The sequence below is a fragment of the Stenotrophomonas maltophilia genome, from assembly GCF_013464915.1.
In the GTDB taxonomy this organism is placed as follows: domain Bacteria; phylum Pseudomonadota; class Gammaproteobacteria; order Xanthomonadales; family Xanthomonadaceae; genus Stenotrophomonas; species Stenotrophomonas maltophilia_AT.
Window position 1 is genome coordinate 18,533 of sequence record NZ_RAVT01000057.1, and the last position, 19,829, is coordinate 38,361.

Sequence of the window (19,829 nt, forward strand, 5' to 3'; positions counted from 1 at the left end):
CGCGATGGCGAAGCCGATCGGCCCCCGGTTATGCTGCAGCCCTGACTAAACGACAAGGACATGTCGCATGCAGTTTCGCAAGGGCGCGCGCCGGATCGGTGCGCTGATGATGACCATGCTGGCTGCCGATGCAACGGCGGCAACCACGCCAGCCGCCGAGGTACCATCGCCGGAAGCACAGGCCCAGATTCTCGACATGCTCGAGCATGAGGCGCTGTATCAGGACAAGGTGGTCTGGCCTGCCGCCCGTAAACGACTGGCCTCGTTGCAGGCATACCCCGGTGCGCTGCAGACCGCCCTGCGTGAGATCATCGTGGAGAGCACCGGAGGGCATGGCGTCTGGATGACGCTTGCACGCAAGCGCGAAGCTACGGAGCGCTCAAAGCAGGTTGGCGCCGATGCCGTTGCAAGGGCCAAGGTGGTCGGTGCCGTCGATACGCGCATTGGCTGGGTGGTCATCGAAGGCTATGCCGCCACGCCGGGCGCTACGCGGCAGGACGAGTTCAACGAAGACATCCAGCGCGCGCTGCAATGGCAGAATGTCATCCGTAGCAAGGACAGCGGCGATCGCTGTGGCTGGATTGTCGATCTGCGCAGCAACAGTGGGGGCAACATGTGGCCGATGCTGCTGGGTGTTGCGCCGTTGCTGCGCACTTCGCCGACGGGCACGGAAGAGATCGGGTCGTTTGCCACTGCCAGCGCACCGCAGCGCTGGAGCCTGACGCCGGCCATGGTGCAGGTCGATGGTCGTCCCAGGCTGGGCTTCGGTCGACCGGGGTACTCCCTCAAGCAGCCGGGTGCACCCGTCGCCGTCCTGGTCGGGTCGAATACTGCCAGCTCTGGCGAAGCAACGATGCTGTCGTTCAGGGGGCGGCCACAGGCGCGGAGTTTCGGACAATCGACAGCGGGCTTCTCGACAAGCAACGTCACGCGCACCCTGGTGGATGGCAGCGTGTTGGCGATGACGATCGCAGTGATGAAAGACCGCAATGGCGGTGGCGCCGGCGCAAGAATCACTCCGGATGAGCTGACGACAGGTGATGCGGCCACTCTTGCCGCCGCCCAGCAATGGCTGCTGGCCCAACCCGCCTGCCAGGGCAGCTGATCCATGATCCTGATCGGCCAGCACGAACGGGTAGTGGTGGTCGGCCCCACCGAAGCGCACCACTGCCTGCACTGCCAGATGGAAACCGACTTCGCCCCCCAGCTGCGCTACAGGATGGCGCGCATCGACCTGCTGTTCGGCTTCACCTACCAGCGCCGCTACGAGCTGGCCTGCACCCGATGCGAACACGGCTGGCTGCTGGACACCGAGTCCATGGACCAGCAGCTGGGTGGGGTGCCGATTCCATGGCGGCACCGCTTCGGCCTGCCGCTGATGCTGGTGGGGGTGGCCGGGCTGGCGTCCGCCGGGTGGATGTGGCGGCACGGATACATCGGTTGAGGACCGGGCCTGTTAAAGTCTGCCCTGCAATCACGTACCGGAACCGACCATGGACCACGACACCCCGTTCGACCCCCTCAACGACCTCGAGGTGCGCCTGCTGCAGGCCCAGGACGGCACGCTGACCGCGTCGCAGTTCCTCGACGGCCTGCTGACCTCGACGGCGTTCGTGCTGCTGGACAAGGCCATCGGTGAAGACGGGGCCTGGGACGAGAGCATCTCGCCGCTGGTGCTGACCAGCGAAAGCGGCGAGCCGATGTTCGCGGTGTTCACTGCGCCCGAGCGCGCCGGCCTGTGGCATGAGCAGCTGCCGCAGTTCGCCCACGCCATGCCGATCGCAGTGCACGCGCTGCTGGCCGGGATCGGCGACGGTGTCGGCCTGGTGCTGAACCCGGGCCTGGACGTGGGCATGGAGATGATTCCTGACGCCGTAGCCCAGCTGAAGCAGCGTGCAGCGGCGATCACCCGCGGGATGGCGCATTGATCCAGTGAGGTGGTTGCCGGCCAGCGGCCGGCACTACCGATGGCAGTACTGGCGGCCGTTGCGGATCACCGTGCCGCCGCAATCGCCTTCACCCGCGCCTTGGCCAGGGCTTCGCCGATGGCTGGGCCCTTCAGATGGGTGGTATCCAGATCCCGCGCCTGTACCGACAGTGCTGCCTGGTGCAGGCGCTTGAGCGTCTCGCCCTGCGGGTAGTCGGCGTCCTCGAAACCGAGGCGGCCACGCTTGTCGGCCTCGCAGCACAACGCGATGCGCGCCACGCGTTCGGGGCGGCGCAACGCATCGCAGCGGCCCAGCAGTTCCAGCACGGTGGCATCGCGCAGTTCGTCGATGCGATGCACGTTCAAGTGCTCGCGACAGACCGCTTCGGCCAGCTGCTGGTGCTCGGCGGGAACCTTCAGCCGTGCGCACAGTGCCTTCAGCGGCTTCACGCCACGCTGCTCGTGCATGATGTGGCGCGGCCATTCTTCCGGCGGGGTCAGGCCCTTGCCGAGATCGTGGGTGAGCGCGGCGAAACCGACCAGGTCATCGCCCGGTGCGAGCTTTGCGGCCATGTCGCTGACCATTTCCTGATGGATGCCAGTGTCGATCTCCGGATGGAACTCGGCGCGCTGCGGCACGCCGTACAGCGCTTCCAGCTCGGGCAGGATCGGGCCCAGTGCCTGTGCATCATGCAGCGTGCGCAGGAATGCCGAAGGCTGCGCACTGACCAGCACCTTGCGCAGTTCCTGCCACACTCGCTCCGGCACCAGCGCATCCAGTTCGCCACTGGCGGCAATCTCGCGCATCAGGTCCATGGTTTCCGGCGCGACAGTGAAGCCCAGCGGCGCGAAGCGCGCCATGAAGCGGGCCGCACGCAGCACGCGCAGCGGGTCTTCGACGAAGGCGGGGCCGACGTGGCGCAGCACACGCTGTTCAAGATCATGCACGCCGCCGTAGGGGTCCACCAGATGGCCAGTGTCTTCGTCGCAGGCAATGGCGTTGATGGTGAAGTCGCGGCGCTGCAGGTCGTCTTCCAGCGTTACCGCCGGATCGGCATCGACCACGAAGCCGCGATAGCCACGGCCGGACTTGCGCTCGGTGCGCGCCAGTGCGTATTCCTCACCGGTTTTCGGGTGCAGGAACACCGGGAAATCACGGCCCACGGCGGTGTAGCCCAGCGCTTCCATATGCGCGGGCGTGGCGCCGACCACGACCCAGTCGCGGTCACCGGCAGGGCGCTGCAGCAGGCGGTCGCGCACGGCGCCGCCGACAAGATAGATCTTCATGGGGGGATGATCGCATGGTAGCGCCGGCCGCDGGCCGGCAACCCCGKAACATTGGCCGATGCCGGCCWGCGGCCGGCACTACCGCAGTGTGATCAATCCCCGCCCTGGTCGGCGTTGGCGGCGCAGCTGAAGTTCTTGCGCTTGTCCACCAGGCGGCCCATCAGGCGGTCGCTCAGCGGCAGGGCATCACCATTGAGGCGCCAGTCGTAGATGACGCTGAAGGCCAGCACGCGGGCCACGTATTCGCGGGTTTCCTTGTAGCTGATGGTCTCGATCCACAGGTCCGGGTCAAAGCCAGGACGCTGGCCCTGCCAACGCGCGGTCGGGGTCGGGCCGGCGTTGTAGGCGGCGATGGTCACGTACGGCAGGCCGTCGTACTTGTTCATCAGCTGGCGCAGGTAGGCGGTGCCGATGGCGATGTTGGTGTCCGGGTCGTACAGGCTGTCGGCGCCGCCGTAGCCGGTCAGGCCGATCGACTTGGCCACGCCGGCACCGGTGGCGGGCAGCACCTGCATCAGGCCCATGGCATTGGCAGGCGAGCGCGCGCGGGGGGTGAAGGTACTTTCAGCGCGGATCTCCGCGGCCACCCAGGCCGGGTCGATCGCATTGCGTGCTGCTTCACGGCGGATGGTGGCGTCGTGGTGCAGCGGGAAGCGCAGGTCGTATAGGCGTTGCTCCTGCGGTTGCTTGCCCAGTGCGAACACGGCGCGATCAAACCAGCCGTTGTCCTGAGCCACGCGCACGGCGAGGCGGCGCTGGGTGTCATCGAAGCGCGACAGCGCGCTGTTCCACTCGGCCACGGCCCAGCCGGTGCGGTCGATCTGGTACAGCGCCATCGCGCGCTGGATGGCCGGGTCACGCGCGATCACCGCCTGTGCCTGCGCACTGTCGTTCGGCTTCCACGGACACAGCGTGTAGCCCTGCTGCAGTTTGTCGGCGGCCAGGAAGCCGTGGAAGGTGGGCGCACGCGCGGCGTCGCGGAACAACGGCTGTGCCTGCGATGCCTGGCCGGTCTTCTCCAGCATGCGGCCTTCGAAATAGGCCCAGCGTGAATCGCTGCGCTGCTTGCTGCCCATCTTGCGGATCGCGGTCAGTGCCGCCGGCCAGTCGCCGCGCGACATTGCTTCGCGGACACGCCATTCGTGCAGGCGTTCGTCATAGGCCGATTCGGGCACCGCATTGAGACGGCGCGCCGAATCCGGCAGGTAGGAGGCCACGGTCCACAGGGCGATCTGGTACAGCACCTGGCCCTGCTGGGCGGCGCTCAGGCCGAGGGCCTGTGCGTACTGCGGCAGCTGTTGTTCGGTGGCGCCCGGGTCGGCCTTGGCCAGCTTTTCCAGGCCATCGGTGGCGATGCGCCGGCTGCGCTCGTTGCGCGGCCAGTTCAAGGCGCTGGCGTTGGGCTTGTCGACGAAGGCGGCGTAACTGTTGGCCTGCGCCAGGTCCGCGGCGGGCAGGCCGCGTGCGGCGCTGCGCATCACCGCCGGCTGCTGTGCGTCGGCGGCGGCATCGATGCGCTCCCAGCGCAGGGCGTCGCTCAGGCCACCTTGTGCCTGCAGCACGGCAAATACCGCGTCGCAGCCGTCCGGCAGCGACTTGCCGTTCCTGCGCCACAGGTCCTGTGCTTCGCTGATCCACTGCGGATCGACCTTGCCGGTGACCTGGCGTGCGGTCAGCTGCGCGCAGCGCAGCCCGACGTTGTCGGTGGGTGCCCAGTTGGCCAGCAGGGTCGGCCAGTCCTGGCGGCGCGCAACCGAAGGCAGCCACACGCTGCGGAAGGTGGTGGCCACGGCCTGGCCGTCGTAGCGCTTGAGGAAGGCCTGGGCCTGCGCGGTATCGACGGTGTCGATGTTGCGACGCAGGTTGGCGTATTCCAGCCAGCCATAGGCCGGGTGGCGACTGAGCGCACCGGCCTGGCCGGGATCGAACTGGCCGCGTTCGGCAGCAGCGATCGCGGCTTTCAGCTGCGCGTTCTGGGCGTCGAGGGACTGGGCGTTGGCGCAGCCGATCAGCAGCGTGGTGGCCAAGGGCAGCAGGGACAGGGCAGTGGGAGTGCGTCGGGTCATGGCGATCAGCATAGCGGGGGCTGGCTGAATTCAGTTTCGCATTGTGTGCACGCCCTGGGGAGGCGGTGGCGTGCCTGATCGACGCGGTCCGGGTGGGGTAGCGATACCGGGCCCGCACGGCGTTCGTGCGATGATCCCCGCAATGTGCGGTCTGCCACTGACAGGCCGCTCTCCCTGCGATGGAGCGCGGCATGCGATACGAATCCGGTCCGGCGAATGTGCTGATCGCCAACATCAACCTGGCACCGTTGGTGGATGTACTGCTGGTGCTGCTGGCGCTGGTGGTCACCACGCTGCCGATGGCCAGCACGGCTGTCATCCAACCGTTCCAGCAACGTACCGCCTGCCCACTCGGCCTGGGACAGTCGACGCCCGTCCCGATTGATCTGCGTATCGACGCCGCCGGTGGCCTGTTCTGGAACGATCGGCCACTGGATGATGCAGCGCTGCTGCAGGTGCTTGCCCAGGCCCGGCAGCTGCCCGAGGCGCGGCAACCGTCGGTGCGCCTGGTCACCGCCGATGGCACCGACTACGGCGACCTGATCCGGGTGCTGCGGGTTGTCAATCAGCACGGCCTGCGTGTGGTCGCGCTGAACGACCCGTCGCGGTAACAGGACTCCCTGGCATTCGGCTCGCGCTGTCGTAGCCACCGTGGTGCGCGCGGTGACGAACAGTACCGTCCGGTCCGGATGTTCCGTCATCTGACGCAATCAGCCGTCAACTGCGTCAAATCCGCGTGAAAGAGTGTCGATCATCACGCCGTGGCTTTTACTGTTTGTTTACAAAGGAAACGCTGCCGCCATGCAGGGGGGCGCGGCAGTCCATGTCCCGACATTCCTTTGGAGAGAGAGCGAATGATTCACCTGCATCACCGCCCGTTGGCGGTTGCCGTCGCGCTGTGCGTGACGGCCCTGGCACCGTTGGGTGCCGCTGCGCAGTCCACCACCAACCTCGATGCGGTGGAAGTCACAGGTACCCGCATCAAGCGCGCTGAAGTCGAAGGTCAGGTGCCGATCCAGACACTGACCCGTGGTGACATCGAGCGCACCGGCCTGACCTCGATCGGCGAGGTGCTGCAGCAGCTCACCGGTTCCGGTTCCGCGCTCAACGCCAAGTTCAACTCGTCCGGCAACTTCGGTTTCCCGCCCGATGGCAGCGGCGTGGGTGCCGGCTCGGCGCAGGTCGATCTGCGCCACCTGGGTGCCAAGCGCGTGCTGGTGCTGGTCGATGGCATCCGCTGGGTCAATGAATCGTCGGCGTCCGGTGTGGGCTCGGCCACCGACCTCAACACCATTCCACTGGCCATCGTCGAGCGCATCGAGGTGCTGGAGGACGGCGCGTCGTCGCTGTACGGCTCCGATGCCATCGCCGGCGTGGTCAACATCATTACCCGCCGCGATTTCGATGGCGGCCAGGTGACGCTGAACTACGGTGAGTACAGCAAGGGCGACGGCACGCAGAAGGGCGTGGACCTGGCCTGGGGCAAGAGCGGCGATCGCTTCAGCCTGTTCCTGGGTGCCAGCTGGACCAAGCAGGACCCGGTGTTCGCCAAGGACCGCGAGCAGTCGCGCTTCCCGATTCCCGGTACCGGCCTGGCATTCGGCAGCGGTGGCATTCCGCAGGGCCGCTTCGCCTTCGTCGACCCGAACACCGGCGCGTCGCAGAACATCGTGCCCAACACCGGCGTGAGCAACCCGCGCTACGACGGCACTGCCGGCTGCAACCGCAGCGATGACTACCACTGCTTCACCACCGCCGACCGCTTCAACTTCGCCGAATACAACATGGTGCTGACACCGTCGGAGCGCAAAGGCCTGTTCGGCCAGTTCCGCTTCGACATCACCGACAACGTGCAGTGGTACATCAAGGCGCTGGGCAACCGCCGCGAGTCGACCAACCAGGCCGGCCCCGAGCCGCTGTTCTTCGGCCCCGATGGCGCCACCGGCAATCCGCTGGCCGACAACATCGTGGTCTCGCGCCTGAACCCGTACAACCCGTTCGGGTTTGATCTGGTCTCCGGCGGCAACATGAGCCTGATCGGTCGTCGCCCTGTGGAAGGCGGTGCGCGCGTGTTCAAGCAGGAAGTGGACACCACCTACTTCGCCACCGGCCTGGTGGGTGACTTCCACGCCGCCGACCGCAGCTGGTACTGGGACGTCAACGGCATGTACAGCAAGAACAAGGCCGAACAGACCAACTACGGCAGCTATGACATCTACAAGGTGAACATGGCGCTGGGCGATCCGGCGGTGTGCGCCGCCACGGCCGGCTGCGTACCGTTGAACATCTTCGGTGGCGTCGGTTCGATCACCCCGGACATGCTGAAGTGGATCCAGCCGGTGGTGCGCGATCGCAGCCAGAACGAGCTGAGCCTGTTCACCGCCAACCTGTCCAGCGAACTGTTCTCGCTGCCGGCCGGTCCGGTGTCTTTCGCCACCGGCTTCGAGTACCGCAAGTACAAGGGCTCCTACCAGCCCGATCCACTGACGGTGATCGGCCACTACAACGGCGTGCCGTCACAGCCGACCTCCGGTTCCTACGACGTCAACGAGGCCTACCTGGAGTTGAGCGTGCCGATCTTCGCCGACTCCTCGTTCGGCAAGAAGCTGGACCTGAGCCTGGCCGGCCGTTATTCGGACTACTCCACCTTCGGTGGCGAGTTCACGCCCAAGTACGGCCTGCGCTGGCAGGTGACCGATGACTTCGTGCTGCGCACCACCTACGCCGAGGGCTTCCGCGCACCGTCGATCGGTGAACTGTACGGCTCGGCGGCACGTGCCGACCTGCAGCTGTTCGATCCGTGCTCGGTGGGCCTGGGCGGTACGCCGCCGCGTGGCAGCGCGGCCAACTGTGCCGCGCTGGGCGTGCCGGCCGGCTTCCAGCAGGCCAACTCGCAGATCTCGGTGACCACCGGCGGCAACCGCGAGCTGGATCCGGAACGTTCGCGCAGCTTCAGTGCCGGCTTCGTGTGGAGCCCGTGGTTCGGCAACAACGCCTCGTGGTCGGAGCGCTTCGATGTGGAAGTGACCTTCTACCGCCACGCCATCGACGGTGCGATCCAGGCGATCAATGCACAGACCCAGCTGGATCTGTGCGTGGATACACTGGACCCGATCTACTGCAATGGCATCACCCGTGCCAGCACCGGAGCGGTCAGCAGCTTCAACAACCGCCTGACCAACCTGGGTTCGATCAAGACCGATGGCTGGGACGTGGATCTGTTCTGGACGCTGCCGCAGACCTCCATCGGCCAGTTCAAGCTGGCGTGGAAGAACACCTTCGTCGGCCGTTACGAGGCCACCGGCGCGGCCGGGCAGAAGCAGCCGCAGAAGCCGGGCGTGGAAGTGGCCGACAGTTCGATTCCGGAGTGGACCAGCAACGCCAGCATCGGCTGGACGATGGACCGCTGGAGCGCCAACTGGACGGTGCGGCACATCTCCGAGCTGACCGAAAACTGCGGCGATGCCGCGGCCTTCCCGGTGTGCAGCAACCAGGCTGCGGGCACCAACACGCTGTCGGCCACCACCTTCCACGACATGCAGGTGGGCTACAAGATCGACTGGATGAAGGGGTTGCAGCTGACCGCCGGACTGAACAACGTGTTCGACAAGGATCCGCCGATCTGCCTGTCGTGCTCGTTGAACGGCTACGACGCCTCGACCTATGACATCCCGCGTGGTCGTTACTGGTACCTGCGCGCGGATCTGCGGTTCTGACGCAGGCAGCCGGTGCCGGGATGTTCCCGGCACCGGCCATCGGGAATCAATCCGGAATGTCCTGTTCCGGGTCGTCCTGCTCAAGGGCCGCGCGGCGGAAGGCCGTGCGCGCCCAACCCAGCCCGACCACGATCATCATCGGCCCTGTCGCGAAGGCGGGCAGTGACGGGATGCGGAACTGCGACTGGTGCTCGATGAGCAGGTTGTAAAGGATCCAGACAACCAGCAGCAGGCCGATGCCTGCACACAACAGCCCGAACAGCACCTGCGGAACGCCCATTGCCAGGCCGAGCGCGCGTTCGGTGCGGGTAGGGATGGGGATGGCACGCAGTTCACGGCCCAGATCGAACCAGAACAGGATCGCGGCAGGCAGGCCGATCAGCAGAAGCAGGATGAAGTAGCCGTTGCCGGTGCCGATCATCAACGGCAGCGACGAGAACAGGGCCACGAGCGAGAGACCAAGTTTCGTGCGGGTGCGCATGGCCGGTCGTCCTTGAGGGGGAAGGCGCGAGGTATCCGTGTGCGCGACGCTACACCTGCAAGGGCAGCGCGGCAACGGGGGCGCCGAGCGCCCCCGTTGTAGCCTCGAGCCGTGCTCGACTGCCCTCTGTGATCGAGTCGAGCATGGCTCGACTCCACAGAAGCCGGTTACATCAGAACGCCCAGGTGAACGTCAGCGAGCCGTTTCGGCCATCACCGAAGGCACCATAGCCATTGATCTGCGACAGGTACTTCTTGTCCAGCAGGTTGTTGAGGTTGGCCTGCACGCTGAACTCCGGCGAGATGCGGTAGCGCACGAAGGCGCTGACCAGTGCGTAGCCACTCTGCTCGATGCGACCGTAGGCCGGCACCGGGTAGTAGATGCGGTTCTGCCAGTTGGCACCGCCACCGACGGTCAGTTCCTGCAGCGACTGCGGGGTGTAGCTGGTGAACAGCTTCAGTGCGGTCTGCGGCAGGTTGGTGTTGATGTCGGCGCCGTTGATGTCCTTGGCCACGTAGCGCGATGCGCCGAAGGTGGCATTCCAGCCCGGTGCCAGTTCGCCGTTCACCTCGAACTCAAAGCCACGGCTGACCGTGCCACGCGCGGCGCGATAGGCGAACTCGTTCTGGCTGCCCTGGACCGGCTCACCGGTGGCCTGGCCGACGTTGTCCTGTTCAATACGGAACACGGCCAGCGAGGCGTTCAGGCGGTTGTCGAACCATGCCCCCTTGACGCCTACTTCGTAGCTCTTGCCATCGACCGGATCGAGATAGCTGCCGTTGCGATCCTTCAGCGTCTGCGGCTGGAAGATTTCGGTGTAGCTGGCGTAGGTCGAGTAGGTGTCGTTGATGTCGAACACCAGGCCGGCATACGGCGTGGTGACCTTGTGCGCGCGGTCGGCGCCTTCGCCTTCGCTCTTCCAGTCGGTGTAGCGGGCGCCGATGATCAGCTTCAGCGGATCGGCTAGCGACAGGCGTGCGGCCGCGTAGCCGGCCTTCTGGGTGATGGTGCCCTCGCTGGCCAGTGCCAGCGGGTTCCAGTTCGGCTCGCTGATGTTGCCCGTCCAGTTCAGGTAGCTGGCGAACGGGTCCCAGGTCTGGCCGGCACCGCCGACCTGATAGTCGCCGTAGTTGGCGTACTCGCGCTTGTTGTAGCTCAGGCCTGCCATGAACTGATGCTCGCGGCCGAACAGCTGGAACGGACCATCAACGTAGCCATCGACGCCGGTGACCTTGCGCTCGGTATTGTAGAAGCCCGCGGACGGCGAGATGCCCGCACCGGTGGTCTTGTCGAAGTTCGATGCGCCCGTGGTCCAGTCGTTGTAGGCCGGGTAGAACAGCTTGTCGTCGGCCTTGGTCTCATCGTGGGTGGCGCCGACCTTGAACTTCCAGCCATTGCTGAAGGCGTGCTGCAGGGTGGCGAAGGCGCGCTTGCTGGTGGTGTCCCAGTAGGTCCAGTCCGGGCTGGCGTTGAACGATTCGTCGTAGCCGGTGCGCGAGCCATCGGAGAACAGCATCGGGAAGCCACCCCAGGTGGCGCCGTTGGCGCGCTTCTGCTGGTAGTCGTAGCCCACGCTCAGCTGGGTGTCCGGGGTCAGGTCGGCGTCGATGACCGCATAGCCCAGCGTCTTGCGCTGGTTGTAGCGGTCCATCTGGCCGTCGGTGTCCAGATAGCTGCCGATCACGCGGCCGCGCACGGTGCCGCTGGCGTTCAGCGCACTGCCCACGTCCACGGTGGTGCGGGTGCGGCCCCAGCTGCCGACGTTCACCGATACGCTGCCCGCCAGTTCGGCACTGTCGGCATGCTTGCGGATCAGGTTCACCGACGCGGATGGATTGCCAGCGCCACTGAGCAGGCCGGTGGCACCACGCACCACTTCAACGCGGTCGTACAGCGCCAGGTCCAGGCCGGAATCACCGTAGCTCCAGTTCTGCACCATCTGCGTGGGCAGGCCATCGAACTGGTAGGCATCGATGTAGAAACCGCGCGCGTAGAACTCGGTGCGCTCGCTGTCGGACTGGGTACTGGTCACGCCGGTGGTGTTGGCCAGCACGTCGATGATGTCGTCCAGGTTCTGATCTTCGATGCGCTGGTGGCTGATGATGCTGATCGACTGCGGGATCTCGCGCGGGGCCAGGTCGAAGCGGGTACCGGCCGAGGTGCGGCGCACCGAATAGCCTTCGGCGCGTTCACCCTTCACCACCACCTTGTCGAGGGTGGTCGGATCGGCGGCGGTGTCGGCGAAGGCGGCCGGGGCCACCGCGCAGAGAACGGCGAGCACGGCAACGGACAGCCGTTGCGGCTGCGGGGTACGGAAGGCGGAACGGGTCATGGGGGTCCTGGGCGAGCACGCGCGATCAGCCGGCATCCAGGAGGCGAGGCGCTACGGGTAGGGAGAGGGCGGGCAGGCCGTCCTGGCGCTACCGGAAACGAAAGAAATGGTAATACGAACTATTCCTATTTACAAATCATGAACGAGTCGACCCGGTGATCCGGGTACGGGCTGGGTCAGCGCAGCAGCGGCAGGGGATCGCGCGCGCCGTCGGTGCCGTAGATGCCCCAGTGCAGGTGCGGCGGCGTGCCCTTGGCGTTGCCGCTGTCGCCGACATGGCCGAGCAGGTCGCCGGGCTGCACCACCTGGCCGCGCGCCAGGCCCTCGGCCCAGTCGTCCAGGTGGGCGTAGTAGTAGCGCTCGCGGGCCGGCCCGATCACCCAGACCTGGCGGCCGCCGAGCCCGCGTTCGCTGACATCCACGACGACGCCGGCAGTGGCACTGCGCACCGGGGTGCCGCGTGTGGCGAAGATGTCGATGCCGGCGTGGGAGCGGTCACGGCCGCGCGGAGCGCCGAACGTATCGGCGATCTGGCGCGGCCGCACGCCGTCCACCGGCACCGGCAGCTGCGTGGCGGCCGGCATCCGCGAGAGTACCCACAGCATCTTCGGTGCGGCGGCCCACGGGCTGTTCCACAGCGTCATCGCTGCAACGAGGGCAATGGCCAGCCACAGGCCGCGCAGCAGCCAGCGGCGCAGGCGGTGGGCGGGGGACGGCGTTGTGCTCATGGTTTTCGATTGTAGGGTCGCGCCATGCTCGGCTGCTGTTGCCTTGCGGTCGCAAAGACGTCGAGCATGGCTCGACGCTACAGAGCCGGCAGCAGCGGTACCTCGAAACTGCGCTTCAGCGTCCCCAGTGCCACCGATGTGCGGAAGCGCTCGATGTTGTCATCGCCGCCGAACAACCGCTCGGTGATCGCCTCGTACTCTTCCATCGACGCGGCCGAAAGCAGCAGCAGGAAATCGCCGTCGCCGGTGATCGAGTAGCACTGCTGTACCGCCGGGTCGTCCTGCACACGTTGCTTGAACGGCGCCACGCGTTCGCGCTGCTCGCTGACCACGCGCACCTCGACGATGATGGTCAGTGGTCGACCGATCCTGGCTGCGGCGATCACCGCCACGTTGGCCGCGATCACGCCACTGTCCTGCAGGCGCTTGATGCGGCGTTGCACGGCCGGGGTGGACAGGTGCACGGCCTCGGCGATTTCGCGCTGCGGCAGGGTGTTGTCCCGCTGCAGCAGGTCGAGGATGGCGCGGTCGAAACTGTCGAGCACGGGGGCGGTGGCCATGGTGAGCAGAAGTTGCACGAACAGGCTGTCAATTGAGCCAAGTGCTCGGCGCCGACGCAATAGACTTTGCGCATGCAGACCTCACGACTCGCGCCGATGTTGCCGGCGCTGGCGGTGCTCGGCTCGGTCACCTCGCTGGCCATCGGCACTTCCTACGCAAAACACCTGTTCCCGCTGATCGGTGCGCAGGGCACCAGCGCGCTGCGCGTGGGCTTTTCGGCGTTGCTGCTGCTACTGTTCTGGCGGCCATGGCGCTGGAAGACCAGCCGCCCGGATGCCATCACCATCCTGCGCTACGGGCTCACCCTGGGCCTGATGAACCTGCTGTTCTACATGGCCCTGCGCACCATTCCCTTCGGCATCGCGGTGGCCATCGAGTTCACCGGGCCACTGACGGTGGCGATGCTGTCATCACGACGTCCGATCGATTTCCTCTGGGTGGGCTGCGCGGCGGTGGGGCTGCTGTTGCTGCTGCCCATCGGTGGTGGCCCGGCGCTGGACCCGGCCGGTGTGCTGTACGCGATGGGCGCGGCGGCGTGCTGGGGCCTGTACATCGTGTTCGGCAAGCGCGCCGGACATCTGCATGCCGGGCATTCGGTGTCGCTGGGGCTGCTGGCGGCGTCGCTGGTGGTGGTGCCGGTGGGCGTGGTGCATGCCGGTGCCGCGCTGCTCGAGCCGAAGATCCTGGCTGCAGGACTGCTGGTGGCACTGGTGTCCAGTGCGATCCCGATGTCGCTGGAGATGATGGCGCTCAAGCGCCTGCCGAAGGAGACCTTCGGCATCCTGATCAGCATGGAGCCGGCCGTGGCCGCGCTGTGGGCGATGTTGTTGCTGCACGAGCACCTGCACGGGCTGCAGTGGCTGGCGATCGGCTGCACGGTGCTGGCTTCGGTGGGCAGCACGATGACCGCGCGGCGGCTGAAGGTGCCGGTCACCGCATGAAAAAAGGGGACGGAGGGGATTAAGTCGTTTGTGCCCCGATTTAGGGGGCGCCGGGCGGCGCCCGGCACAGAGCGTGCGGACCAGCGGTCCGCACCTGCCGTAACGGCGAGTCAGCGCAGGGCGTCAGTCGGAACGTCGATCTGCATCGCCAGGGCGAGGTGATCGGAGAACGCGGCCGGTACGGCTTCCACGGTGCGGGTCTGCAGCCCGCTGCTGACCAGGATGTGGTCGATGGCGCGGTCCGGGCGCCAGCTGGGGAAGGTCGGCACGATGCAACCTGGCGGCTGCAGCCGGGTCTTCTGGTACAGCACCTGCATTTCCGGGCGCTCGGCCAGGCAGTTGAAGTCGCCCATCAGCACCGCGTTGGGGTGGTCGGACAGCAGTTCGGCGATGAAGCCGAGCTGCGACATCCGCGAGCCCGCGCCCAGCGACAGATGCGCCACTGCGACCGCCAGGCCGTCGGCGCCGTCGCCGAACTTGGCCAGCAGCACGCCGCGCCCGCCGATGCGGCCGGGCAGGGCGTGATCCTGCACTTCCACCGGTTCCAGCTTGCTCAGCAGGCCGTTGGCGCTGGAGGCGACCCCGCCCATGCGCCGGTTCGGCTGGTGGCTCCAGTAATTGAAGCCGGCGCGCTGGGCCAGGTAGTGGGTCTGGTTGGTGAAGCCCGAGCGCAGGCTGCCCGGATCGGCCTCCTGCAGGCCGACGATGTCATGTTCGCGCGCCAGAGTGGCGATCGCGTCCAGGCTGCTGCGCTTGCGACCCGCCGGCAGCGCATGTGACCAGCTGCGGGTCACATAGTCGCTGTAGCGGCGGGTACTGGAGCCGGCCTGGATGTTGGCCGTCAGCAAGCGCAGGGTCCGTGTGCGGGGGGAATTCACGGCCGGGAAAGGCTTCTCTTGGATCAGTGAGCCTGGGCCGCACCGCGTTCGCGGGCGATCAGGTGGTCGGCGATGCGCAGCATGTCCGGGAAGCTCTTGCCCTTCACCAGGTACTTGCCGTTGACGATGATCGACGGGGTGCCGCTGATCTGGCTGCGCTGGGCGAACTGCTTGGCCGAGTTGGTCTTGGCATTCACCGCGAAGCTGCCCATGGTGGCGGCGAACTGCTTCGGATCCACGCCGTAGGCGCCGTAGAACTTGGCGATGTCGTCCACCGAGTCACGGCCACGCTCGCCCTTCAGGGTCTTCTGCGAGTGGATGGCGGCGTACAGCGCTTCGTGGGTCTTCTCCTGCACGCCGAGCGTCTGTGCGGCGTAGAAAGCACGGGCGTAGTCATCCCAGGTGCCGCCGAACATGGCCGGCACGTAGACGAAGTTCACATCGCTCGGCAGGCCGGCCTTCCACGGGCCAACCAGCGGCTGGAACGCGGCGCAGGCCGGGCAGACGTAGCCGAAGATCTCGGTCACTTCGATCTTGCCGGCGGCCGGCTGGAACGGCTGGCCGTTCGGGATCACCTGGTAGTCGGCACCTTCCACCGGGGCCGGGCCGGTCAGCGCGGCGGTGGTCGGAGCCGGTGCGGCGGCAGCCGGTGCAGCTTCGGCCGGGGCCTTCTCGCCTTCGGCAGCCGCCGGAGCGGTGCCTTCGCTGCCCGCGGCCGGAGCAGCCGGCTCGGTGGTCGCCGGAGCTGCCGCCGGTTCAGCCGGGGCAGCGGTGGTGTTGGTGCTGCCGTCGTCGGCCTTGCAGGCGGCCAGGATCGGCAGCAGCGCTGCGAGGGCGAGGGCGTAACGGATCTTCATGGAAACGTCTCCAGCATCTGGAAAGGTGGGGCCGGCGTCAGGCGCCGGCCAAGGGGAAATGATGACACGCGGCGGCGACAGCGCCGTGTCGGTGGTGGGTGTTGGTTCAGCGGCCGCGCGCTGCGCGGGCCTGGGCGATCAGCGCCGAGGCGATGCGCAGCTGGTCGTCGAAGCTGTTGCCGCGCACCAGGTACTGGCCATTGATGATGATGGCCGGGGTACCCGGCACCTTGGTGCGCTGGGCAAAGGCGCGGGCGGCATCGACCTTCTTCTGCACGGCGTCGCCGCGCAGGGCCTGCAGATAGCGGTCCGGGGTCACGCCATAGGCCTTGTAGAAGGTGGCGAGCTCATCGGCCGAGACGTTCTGCATGGGCAGCGAGCCATCCTGGTGCAGTGCCTTGAAGACCGCCGCGTGGCTGCGCTTGGCCACGCCGACTTCGTCGGCGGCGTAGTACGCCAGTGCCCAGGCATCCCACGCGCCACCGAAGGCGGCCGGGACCGGGGTGAAGCGCACGTCGGCCGGCAGCTTGGCCGCCCACGCCGCCAGCTGTGGCTCGAAGTGGGCGCAGTGCGGGCAGGTGTAGCCGAAGACCTCGACCACCTCGATCTTGCCGGCCAGCGGCTGGAACGGGCCCGGTTGGGCGATGCGCTCGTAGTCTTTGCCCTCGACCAGCGGGGCATTGGCGGGGGTAGCGGCGCAGGCTGCCAGCGGCAGCAGCACCAGCACGGACAACAGCAGGCGGGAAATCAACCTCATCGACACGCATCTCCGTTGAAAAAAGCAACGCCGGCGCGGTCGCCGGCGTGAAGGAAACATACCGCAGGCGCGGGCCGTGGTGGCGGCCCGGGCCGACCAGTGGCGGTCAGGGGGCGGCAGCCGGTTGTGCCGACGGGGTGGCAGTGGCCACATCGTCGGCCTTGTTGTGCAGGCCCTGCAGGTAGCTCGACAGCGCCTGCACCTCCTGCTCGCTCAGCTTCTGCGCGACCGTCGCCATGATCTGGAAGTGCGCCTTGTCGGTCTCGTTGGTCTGCCCGGCCTGGTACTCCTGCAGGCGGCGCGCGACATAGCTCGCGTGCTGGCCGCCGATGTGCGGATAGGCCGGGCCGGGATTGCCGGCGCCGCTGGGGCCGTGGCACGCCATGCAGGCCGGCAGTCCGCGCTTGGCGTCGCCGCCACGGTACAGCTGCTGGCCGATCTCGTAGAACTTCATGCCCTTGTACGGGCCGTCAGTGACCGCCGTGTCGTCGGCGATACCGGCGGTGGCCTTCTGCGTGGCGAAGAACGCGCCGATGTCGCGCATGTCCTGCGGGGTGAGGTTCTGCACGAACGGCACCATCGCCACCGCCGCGCCGGAACTGCGCTGGCCGTTGGCGATCAGGGCCATCTGCTGGGCCACGTAGCGTTCGCTCTGGCCGGCGATGGACGGATACATCTCGACCGTGGAATTGCCGTCGGCGCCGTGGCAGGCCGCACAGGCCGAAGCCTTGGTCTGGCCGGCCTTGGCATCGCCCCAATGGGTCTTGCTGAAATCCACCTCCAGCGAGGCGGTGTTGATCGGCCCGTTGTCGGGCAGCGGGGTCAACGTGGTCTGCGCGAACGCAGCAGCGGCAACGACTACGGCAGTGGCAAGGGCGGATACGGCAAGAACGCGAGCGTGGCGCATGCTAAAGCTCCGTATGGACCGGGCCGGGCGGTGGCCGCCGGCATCGCCCGGATTATCAACGGCGTTTCCGCGCACGGTCAACGCAGCAGTGCAGCAAAATGCCCGCAACGGCCGCCGGCACGGGCGCGCGGCGCCGCAACATGCGATCCTAGGCACATGTCATTGCTCATCGAACGCGCCCGTTACCACCTTTCGGCCCACAACGTGCGGCAGCTGCCGCCCGACGAAGGGGCCGAAGTGGCCTTTGCCGGCCGCTCCAACGCCGGCAAGTCCAGTGCGCTCAACGCGCTGACCCGCCAGAACGCGCTGGCCCGTGTCTCCAAGACGCCCGGCCGTACCCAGCAGCTGGTGTTCTTCCAGATCACCCCGGAAGCCCATCTGGTCGACCTGCCCGGTTACGGCTACGCCAAGGTGCCGCTGGACCTGCAGGCGCACTGGCAGGCCTTCATCGACCGGTATTTCCGTACCCGCGAGGCACTGAAGGGGCTGGTGGTGGTGATGGACATCCGTCACCCGCTGAAGGACTACGACCGGCAGATGCTGTCCTATGCCGTACAGCGCGGCATGCCGGCGCACGCCCTGCTGACCAAGGCCGACAAGCTCAGCCGCAGCCAGCAGATGCAGACCCTGCAGAAGGTGCGCAAGGAACTGCACTCGGCTTACGGCGACAGCGTCAGCGTGCAGGTGTTCTCCGGCGAGGACCGCACCGGCGTGGACGAAGCCCGCGCCGTGATCGGCGGCTGGCTGGGCCTGGAATAAGGCATTTCCGGTGGCCCGGCTGGCAGCCGGGCGCTACCGACGCATGCCCGGGTAGTGCCGGCCGCTGGCCGGCAACCACGCCGTCCCGGGCCGGCCCATCATTTCAACGGTGAATACTCCGCCGGCACCCAGGCATAGGCCTGGCCTTCGCTGCGCACGTGGCCCAGGCCGGGGAACGGCAGGTGCGCGCCGGCCACCCACCAACCGCTGGCAGTGGCCTGCTGCAGCAGGCCGCGACGGCTGGCGATGGCCGCCCTGCGGTCCGAATCGGCCTCGAACGCCGCTTCCGGATGCGCGAACTGCACCGCATGGAAGTGCAGCACATCACCCCAGACGAGTAGCGACTGGCCCTGGCTGTCGAACCGGTAGGAGACATGGCCCGGGGTGTGGCCATGGGAATCCATCGCCACCGCGCCACCGGGCAGGGCATCGCCGGGGCTGAAAGTGCGCAGGTGCCCGCTGGCCTGGTACGGCGCGACCGCGTTGCGTGCCAGCGGGAAGGCGAAGCGCACGCCCTTCGGCGCCGTGGCCTCGCTGGCCGGGTTGAGCCAGTAGTCGGCATCGGCCTTGGACAGCCACACCGTGGCATTCGGGTAGGCCGGCTTGCCCTGCGCGTCGAGCACGCCGCACAGGTGGTCCGGATGGGCGTGGGTGAGCAGCACCTCGTCCACCTCGGCCGGGTCCACGCCGGAGGCACGCAGATTGCCGAGTACCTGGCCCAGGCCGGGGCCGAAGCACTGCGCGGTGCCGGTATCGACCAGGGTCAGATGGTTGCCCTGGCGCACCAGGAAGGCATTGATCGCGGTCTGCAGGCCTTTCTTGTCTTCGGGCACGTAGCGGCCTTCCAGCAGGCGGCTGACCAGCGTTGCCGGCACGTCCACCACTTCCTGCCGGCCCAGCGCGACCACGCCATCGAACAGGGCGGTGACCTGCAGCGCACCGACGCGCTGGTGGTAGACACCGGGCACCTGCTGGGTGGGAGCGGGCGAAGTGGCTTCGGCGAGCGCGGCCAGCGGCAGGGATGGCAGGGCCAGCAGCAGGGCGGTGCGCAGCGGCAGGTGACGCAGGGTCATGGCGGTTCTCGGTGGATGACGGGCGATTCCGTTGCCGCATAGCGTGCCGTGGCCGGCGTGTGCGCGGCGCTCAGACCACTGCGCGGAATGCTCAGGGAGGGGGTGTGCTGGCAGGGCTGCGCCCTGCACCCGCAGAGGCAACGGCAACAGCCGAAGCAACAGCAACAGCGGGCATTCCGTGGGATGGCGGGGTGGGTCCGGTTGCGGGAGACGCCGTAAACCCATCCTTGGGGGCTTGGCCGCGGCATCCATGCCGCGGACACTCCCGCAACCGGACCCACCCCGCCTTCGATAGATTTCTGCGATCTGTCGGAAATACTCTTGGGGTCAGATMCGTTTTMCGCAGGAAAACGGATCTGACCCCGGAATTTCWTTCGATATCTGACAGATGTGTCGACCAAGGTCGACACCTRCCAACARCACRCGGAACCTGTCSAAGGTGGGGCGGTGTCGGAGTGCGGGGTGTCAGCCGCATGGATGCGGCTGCCAAGCCTTATCTGATCGGAATCTGGCAGCGTAGGTGCCGAGAGCCGGCGTGGGCCGCCGTGTAAGCCTGGAT

18 protein-coding genes are annotated in these 19,829 nt (G+C 67.2%); 7 read left to right on the forward strand and 11 right to left on the reverse strand.

Going from position 1 to position 19,829, the window contains the following annotated elements; all coding sequences use genetic code 11:
- Window positions 1–67: 67 nt before the first annotated feature.
- The 3 genes from D7T59_RS18390 to D7T59_RS18400 are packed head-to-tail and all read left to right on the forward strand — an operon-like array spanning window position 68 to window position 1,928.
- Window positions 68–1,105, forward strand: a complete 1,038-nt coding sequence (locus tag D7T59_RS18390) for a S41 family peptidase (RefSeq protein ID WP_164137970.1) — start codon at window positions 68–70, stop codon at window positions 1,103–1,105.
- A gap of 3 nt (window positions 1,106–1,108) precedes the next feature.
- Window positions 1,109–1,444, forward strand: a complete 336-nt coding sequence (locus D7T59_RS18395) for a hypothetical protein (protein WP_180853169.1) — start codon at window positions 1,109–1,111, stop codon at window positions 1,442–1,444.
- 49 nt (window positions 1,445–1,493) lie between these two features.
- Window positions 1,494–1,928, forward strand: a complete 435-nt coding sequence (locus D7T59_RS18400; protein WP_049429399.1) for an SseB family protein — start codon at window positions 1,494–1,496, stop codon at window positions 1,926–1,928.
- Window positions 1,929–1,993: 65 nt separating this feature from the next.
- On the opposite strand, the gene D7T59_RS18405 is transcribed toward D7T59_RS18400, so the two are convergent.
- Both D7T59_RS18405 and D7T59_RS18410 read right to left on the reverse strand, forming a co-directional pair.
- Window positions 1,994–3,214 carry a multifunctional CCA addition/repair protein gene (locus D7T59_RS18405; RefSeq protein ID WP_180853168.1) on the reverse strand — a complete coding sequence of 407 codons (1,221 nt, stop codon included), beginning with the start codon at window positions 3,212–3,214 and terminating at the stop codon, window positions 1,994–1,996.
- A 92-nt stretch (window positions 3,215–3,306) separates the two neighbouring features.
- Entirely contained in the window at window positions 3,307–5,292 is a 1,986-nt protein-coding gene (locus tag D7T59_RS18410; protein WP_164137973.1) for a transglycosylase SLT domain-containing protein, read from the reverse strand.
- A 179-nt stretch (window positions 5,293–5,471) separates the two neighbouring features.
- Between D7T59_RS18410 and D7T59_RS18415 the strand changes: the two genes are divergently transcribed.
- Window positions 5,472–5,891 carry an ExbD/TolR family protein gene (locus tag D7T59_RS18415; protein WP_180853167.1) on the forward strand — a complete coding sequence of 140 codons (420 nt, stop codon included), beginning with the start codon at window positions 5,472–5,474 and terminating at the stop codon, window positions 5,889–5,891.
- 243 nt (window positions 5,892–6,134) lie between these two features.
- Entirely contained in the window at window positions 6,135–8,996 is a 2,862-nt protein-coding gene (locus D7T59_RS18420) for a TonB-dependent receptor plug domain-containing protein (RefSeq protein WP_180853166.1), read from the forward strand.
- A 46-nt stretch (window positions 8,997–9,042) separates the two neighbouring features.
- Here D7T59_RS18420 and D7T59_RS18425 read toward each other — a convergent pair whose 3' ends face one another.
- The 4 genes from D7T59_RS18425 to D7T59_RS18440 all read right to left on the reverse strand — a co-directional run bounded on the left by D7T59_RS18425 (window position 9,043) and on the right by D7T59_RS18440 (window position 13,097).
- On the reverse strand, window positions 9,043–9,477 hold the full coding sequence (locus D7T59_RS18425) for a hypothetical protein (protein ID WP_180853165.1): 435 nt from the start codon (window positions 9,475–9,477) through the stop codon (window positions 9,043–9,045).
- A gap of 172 nt (window positions 9,478–9,649) precedes the next feature.
- Window positions 9,650–11,809 (reverse strand): ferric-rhodotorulic acid/ferric-coprogen receptor FhuE, encoded by a 2,160-nt coding sequence (gene fhuE, locus D7T59_RS18430; RefSeq protein ID WP_180853164.1) that lies wholly within the window; start codon window positions 11,807–11,809, stop codon window positions 9,650–9,652.
- 176 nt (window positions 11,810–11,985) lie between these two features.
- Window positions 11,986–12,537 (reverse strand): M23 family metallopeptidase, encoded by a 552-nt coding sequence (locus D7T59_RS18435; protein ID WP_180853163.1) that lies wholly within the window; start codon window positions 12,535–12,537, stop codon window positions 11,986–11,988.
- A gap of 77 nt (window positions 12,538–12,614) precedes the next feature.
- Window positions 12,615–13,097: an Lrp/AsnC family transcriptional regulator gene (locus D7T59_RS18440; RefSeq protein WP_180853162.1), complete on the reverse strand. Its 483-nt coding sequence runs from the start codon at window positions 13,095–13,097 to the stop codon at window positions 12,615–12,617.
- 72 nt (window positions 13,098–13,169) lie between these two features.
- On the opposite strand from D7T59_RS18440, the gene D7T59_RS18445 reads away from it, so the two are divergent.
- Complete coding sequence (locus D7T59_RS18445) at window positions 13,170–14,039, forward strand: EamA family transporter (RefSeq protein ID WP_180853161.1); 870 nt, start codon at window positions 13,170–13,172, stop codon at window positions 14,037–14,039.
- A gap of 110 nt (window positions 14,040–14,149) precedes the next feature.
- Here D7T59_RS18445 and D7T59_RS18450 read toward each other — a convergent pair whose 3' ends face one another.
- The 4 genes from D7T59_RS18450 to D7T59_RS18465 all read right to left on the reverse strand — a co-directional run bounded on the left by D7T59_RS18450 (window position 14,150) and on the right by D7T59_RS18465 (window position 17,438).
- Window positions 14,150–14,887, reverse strand: coding sequence for an endonuclease/exonuclease/phosphatase family protein (locus tag D7T59_RS18450; RefSeq protein ID WP_180853160.1), 738 nt, complete (start codon window positions 14,885–14,887; stop codon window positions 14,150–14,152).
- Between the two features lie 53 nt (window positions 14,888–14,940).
- The gene (locus tag D7T59_RS18455; RefSeq protein ID WP_164137983.1) at window positions 14,941–15,774 is read right to left on the reverse strand and encodes a thiol:disulfide interchange protein DsbA/DsbL; all 834 of its coding nucleotides are present in this window, start codon (window positions 15,772–15,774) and stop codon (window positions 14,941–14,943) included.
- Window positions 15,775–15,880: 106 nt separating this feature from the next.
- The gene (locus D7T59_RS18460) at window positions 15,881–16,531 is read right to left on the reverse strand and encodes a thiol:disulfide interchange protein DsbA/DsbL (protein WP_099551128.1); all 651 of its coding nucleotides are present in this window, start codon (window positions 16,529–16,531) and stop codon (window positions 15,881–15,883) included.
- A 106-nt stretch (window positions 16,532–16,637) separates the two neighbouring features.
- Window positions 16,638–17,438, reverse strand: coding sequence for a c-type cytochrome (locus D7T59_RS18465; protein ID WP_164137984.1), 801 nt, complete (start codon window positions 17,436–17,438; stop codon window positions 16,638–16,640).
- 156 nt (window positions 17,439–17,594) lie between these two features.
- Here D7T59_RS18465 and yihA point away from each other — a divergent pair, with 156 nt between their 5' ends.
- On the forward strand, window positions 17,595–18,197 hold the full coding sequence (gene yihA, locus D7T59_RS18470) for a ribosome biogenesis GTP-binding protein YihA/YsxC (protein ID WP_164137986.1): 603 nt from the start codon (window positions 17,595–17,597) through the stop codon (window positions 18,195–18,197).
- Window positions 18,198–18,295: 98 nt separating this feature from the next.
- Here the strand turns inward: yihA and D7T59_RS18475 are convergent, their stop codons facing one another.
- Complete coding sequence (locus D7T59_RS18475) at window positions 18,296–19,270, reverse strand: MBL fold metallo-hydrolase (RefSeq protein ID WP_180853159.1); 975 nt, start codon at window positions 19,268–19,270, stop codon at window positions 18,296–18,298.
- Window positions 19,271–19,829: the final 559 nt, after the last annotated feature.

Excerpts from the sequence above, each read along its gene's own strand:
- yihA (WP_164137986.1), top strand. The coding sequence starts at position 17,595 with ATGTCATTGCTCATCGAACGCGCCCGTTACCACCTTTCGGCCCACAAC.
- D7T59_RS18420 (WP_180853166.1), top strand. The coding sequence starts at position 6,135 with ATGATTCACCTGCATCACCGCCCGTTGGCGGTTGCCGTCGCGCTGTGC.
- D7T59_RS18395 (WP_180853169.1), top strand. The coding sequence starts at position 1,109 with ATGATCCTGATCGGCCAGCACGAACGGGTAGTGGTGGTCGGCCCCACC.
- D7T59_RS18415 (WP_180853167.1), top strand. The coding sequence starts at position 5,472 with ATGCGATACGAATCCGGTCCGGCGAATGTGCTGATCGCCAACATCAAC.
- D7T59_RS18410 (WP_164137973.1), bottom strand. The coding sequence starts at position 5,292 with ATGCTGATCGCCATGACCCGACGCACTCCCACTGCCCTGTCCCTGCTG.
- D7T59_RS18405 (WP_180853168.1), bottom strand. The coding sequence starts at position 3,214 with ATGAAGATCTATCTTGTCGGCGGCGCCGTGCGCGACCGCCTGCTGCAG.
- D7T59_RS18390 (WP_164137970.1), top strand. The coding sequence starts at position 68 with ATGCAGTTTCGCAAGGGCGCGCGCCGGATCGGTGCGCTGATGATGACC.
- D7T59_RS18440 (WP_180853162.1), bottom strand. The coding sequence starts at position 13,097 with ATGGCCACCGCCCCCGTGCTCGACAGTTTCGACCGCGCCATCCTCGAC.
- fhuE (WP_180853164.1), bottom strand. The coding sequence starts at position 11,809 with ATGACCCGTTCCGCCTTCCGTACCCCGCAGCCGCAACGGCTGTCCGTT.
- D7T59_RS18475 (WP_180853159.1), bottom strand. The coding sequence starts at position 19,270 with ATGACCCTGCGTCACCTGCCGCTGCGCACCGCCCTGCTGCTGGCCCTG.
- D7T59_RS18445 (WP_180853161.1), top strand. The coding sequence starts at position 13,170 with ATGCAGACCTCACGACTCGCGCCGATGTTGCCGGCGCTGGCGGTGCTC.
- D7T59_RS18400 (WP_049429399.1), top strand. The coding sequence starts at position 1,494 with ATGGACCACGACACCCCGTTCGACCCCCTCAACGACCTCGAGGTGCGC.
- D7T59_RS18425 (WP_180853165.1), bottom strand. The coding sequence starts at position 9,477 with ATGCGCACCCGCACGAAACTTGGTCTCTCGCTCGTGGCCCTGTTCTCG.
- D7T59_RS18465 (WP_164137984.1), bottom strand. The coding sequence starts at position 17,438 with ATGCGCCACGCTCGCGTTCTTGCCGTATCCGCCCTTGCCACTGCCGTA.
- D7T59_RS18460 (WP_099551128.1), bottom strand. The coding sequence starts at position 16,531 with ATGAGGTTGATTTCCCGCCTGCTGTTGTCCGTGCTGGTGCTGCTGCCG.
- D7T59_RS18455 (WP_164137983.1), bottom strand. The coding sequence starts at position 15,774 with ATGAAGATCCGTTACGCCCTCGCCCTCGCAGCGCTGCTGCCGATCCTG.
- D7T59_RS18435 (WP_180853163.1), bottom strand. The coding sequence starts at position 12,537 with ATGAGCACAACGCCGTCCCCCGCCCACCGCCTGCGCCGCTGGCTGCTG.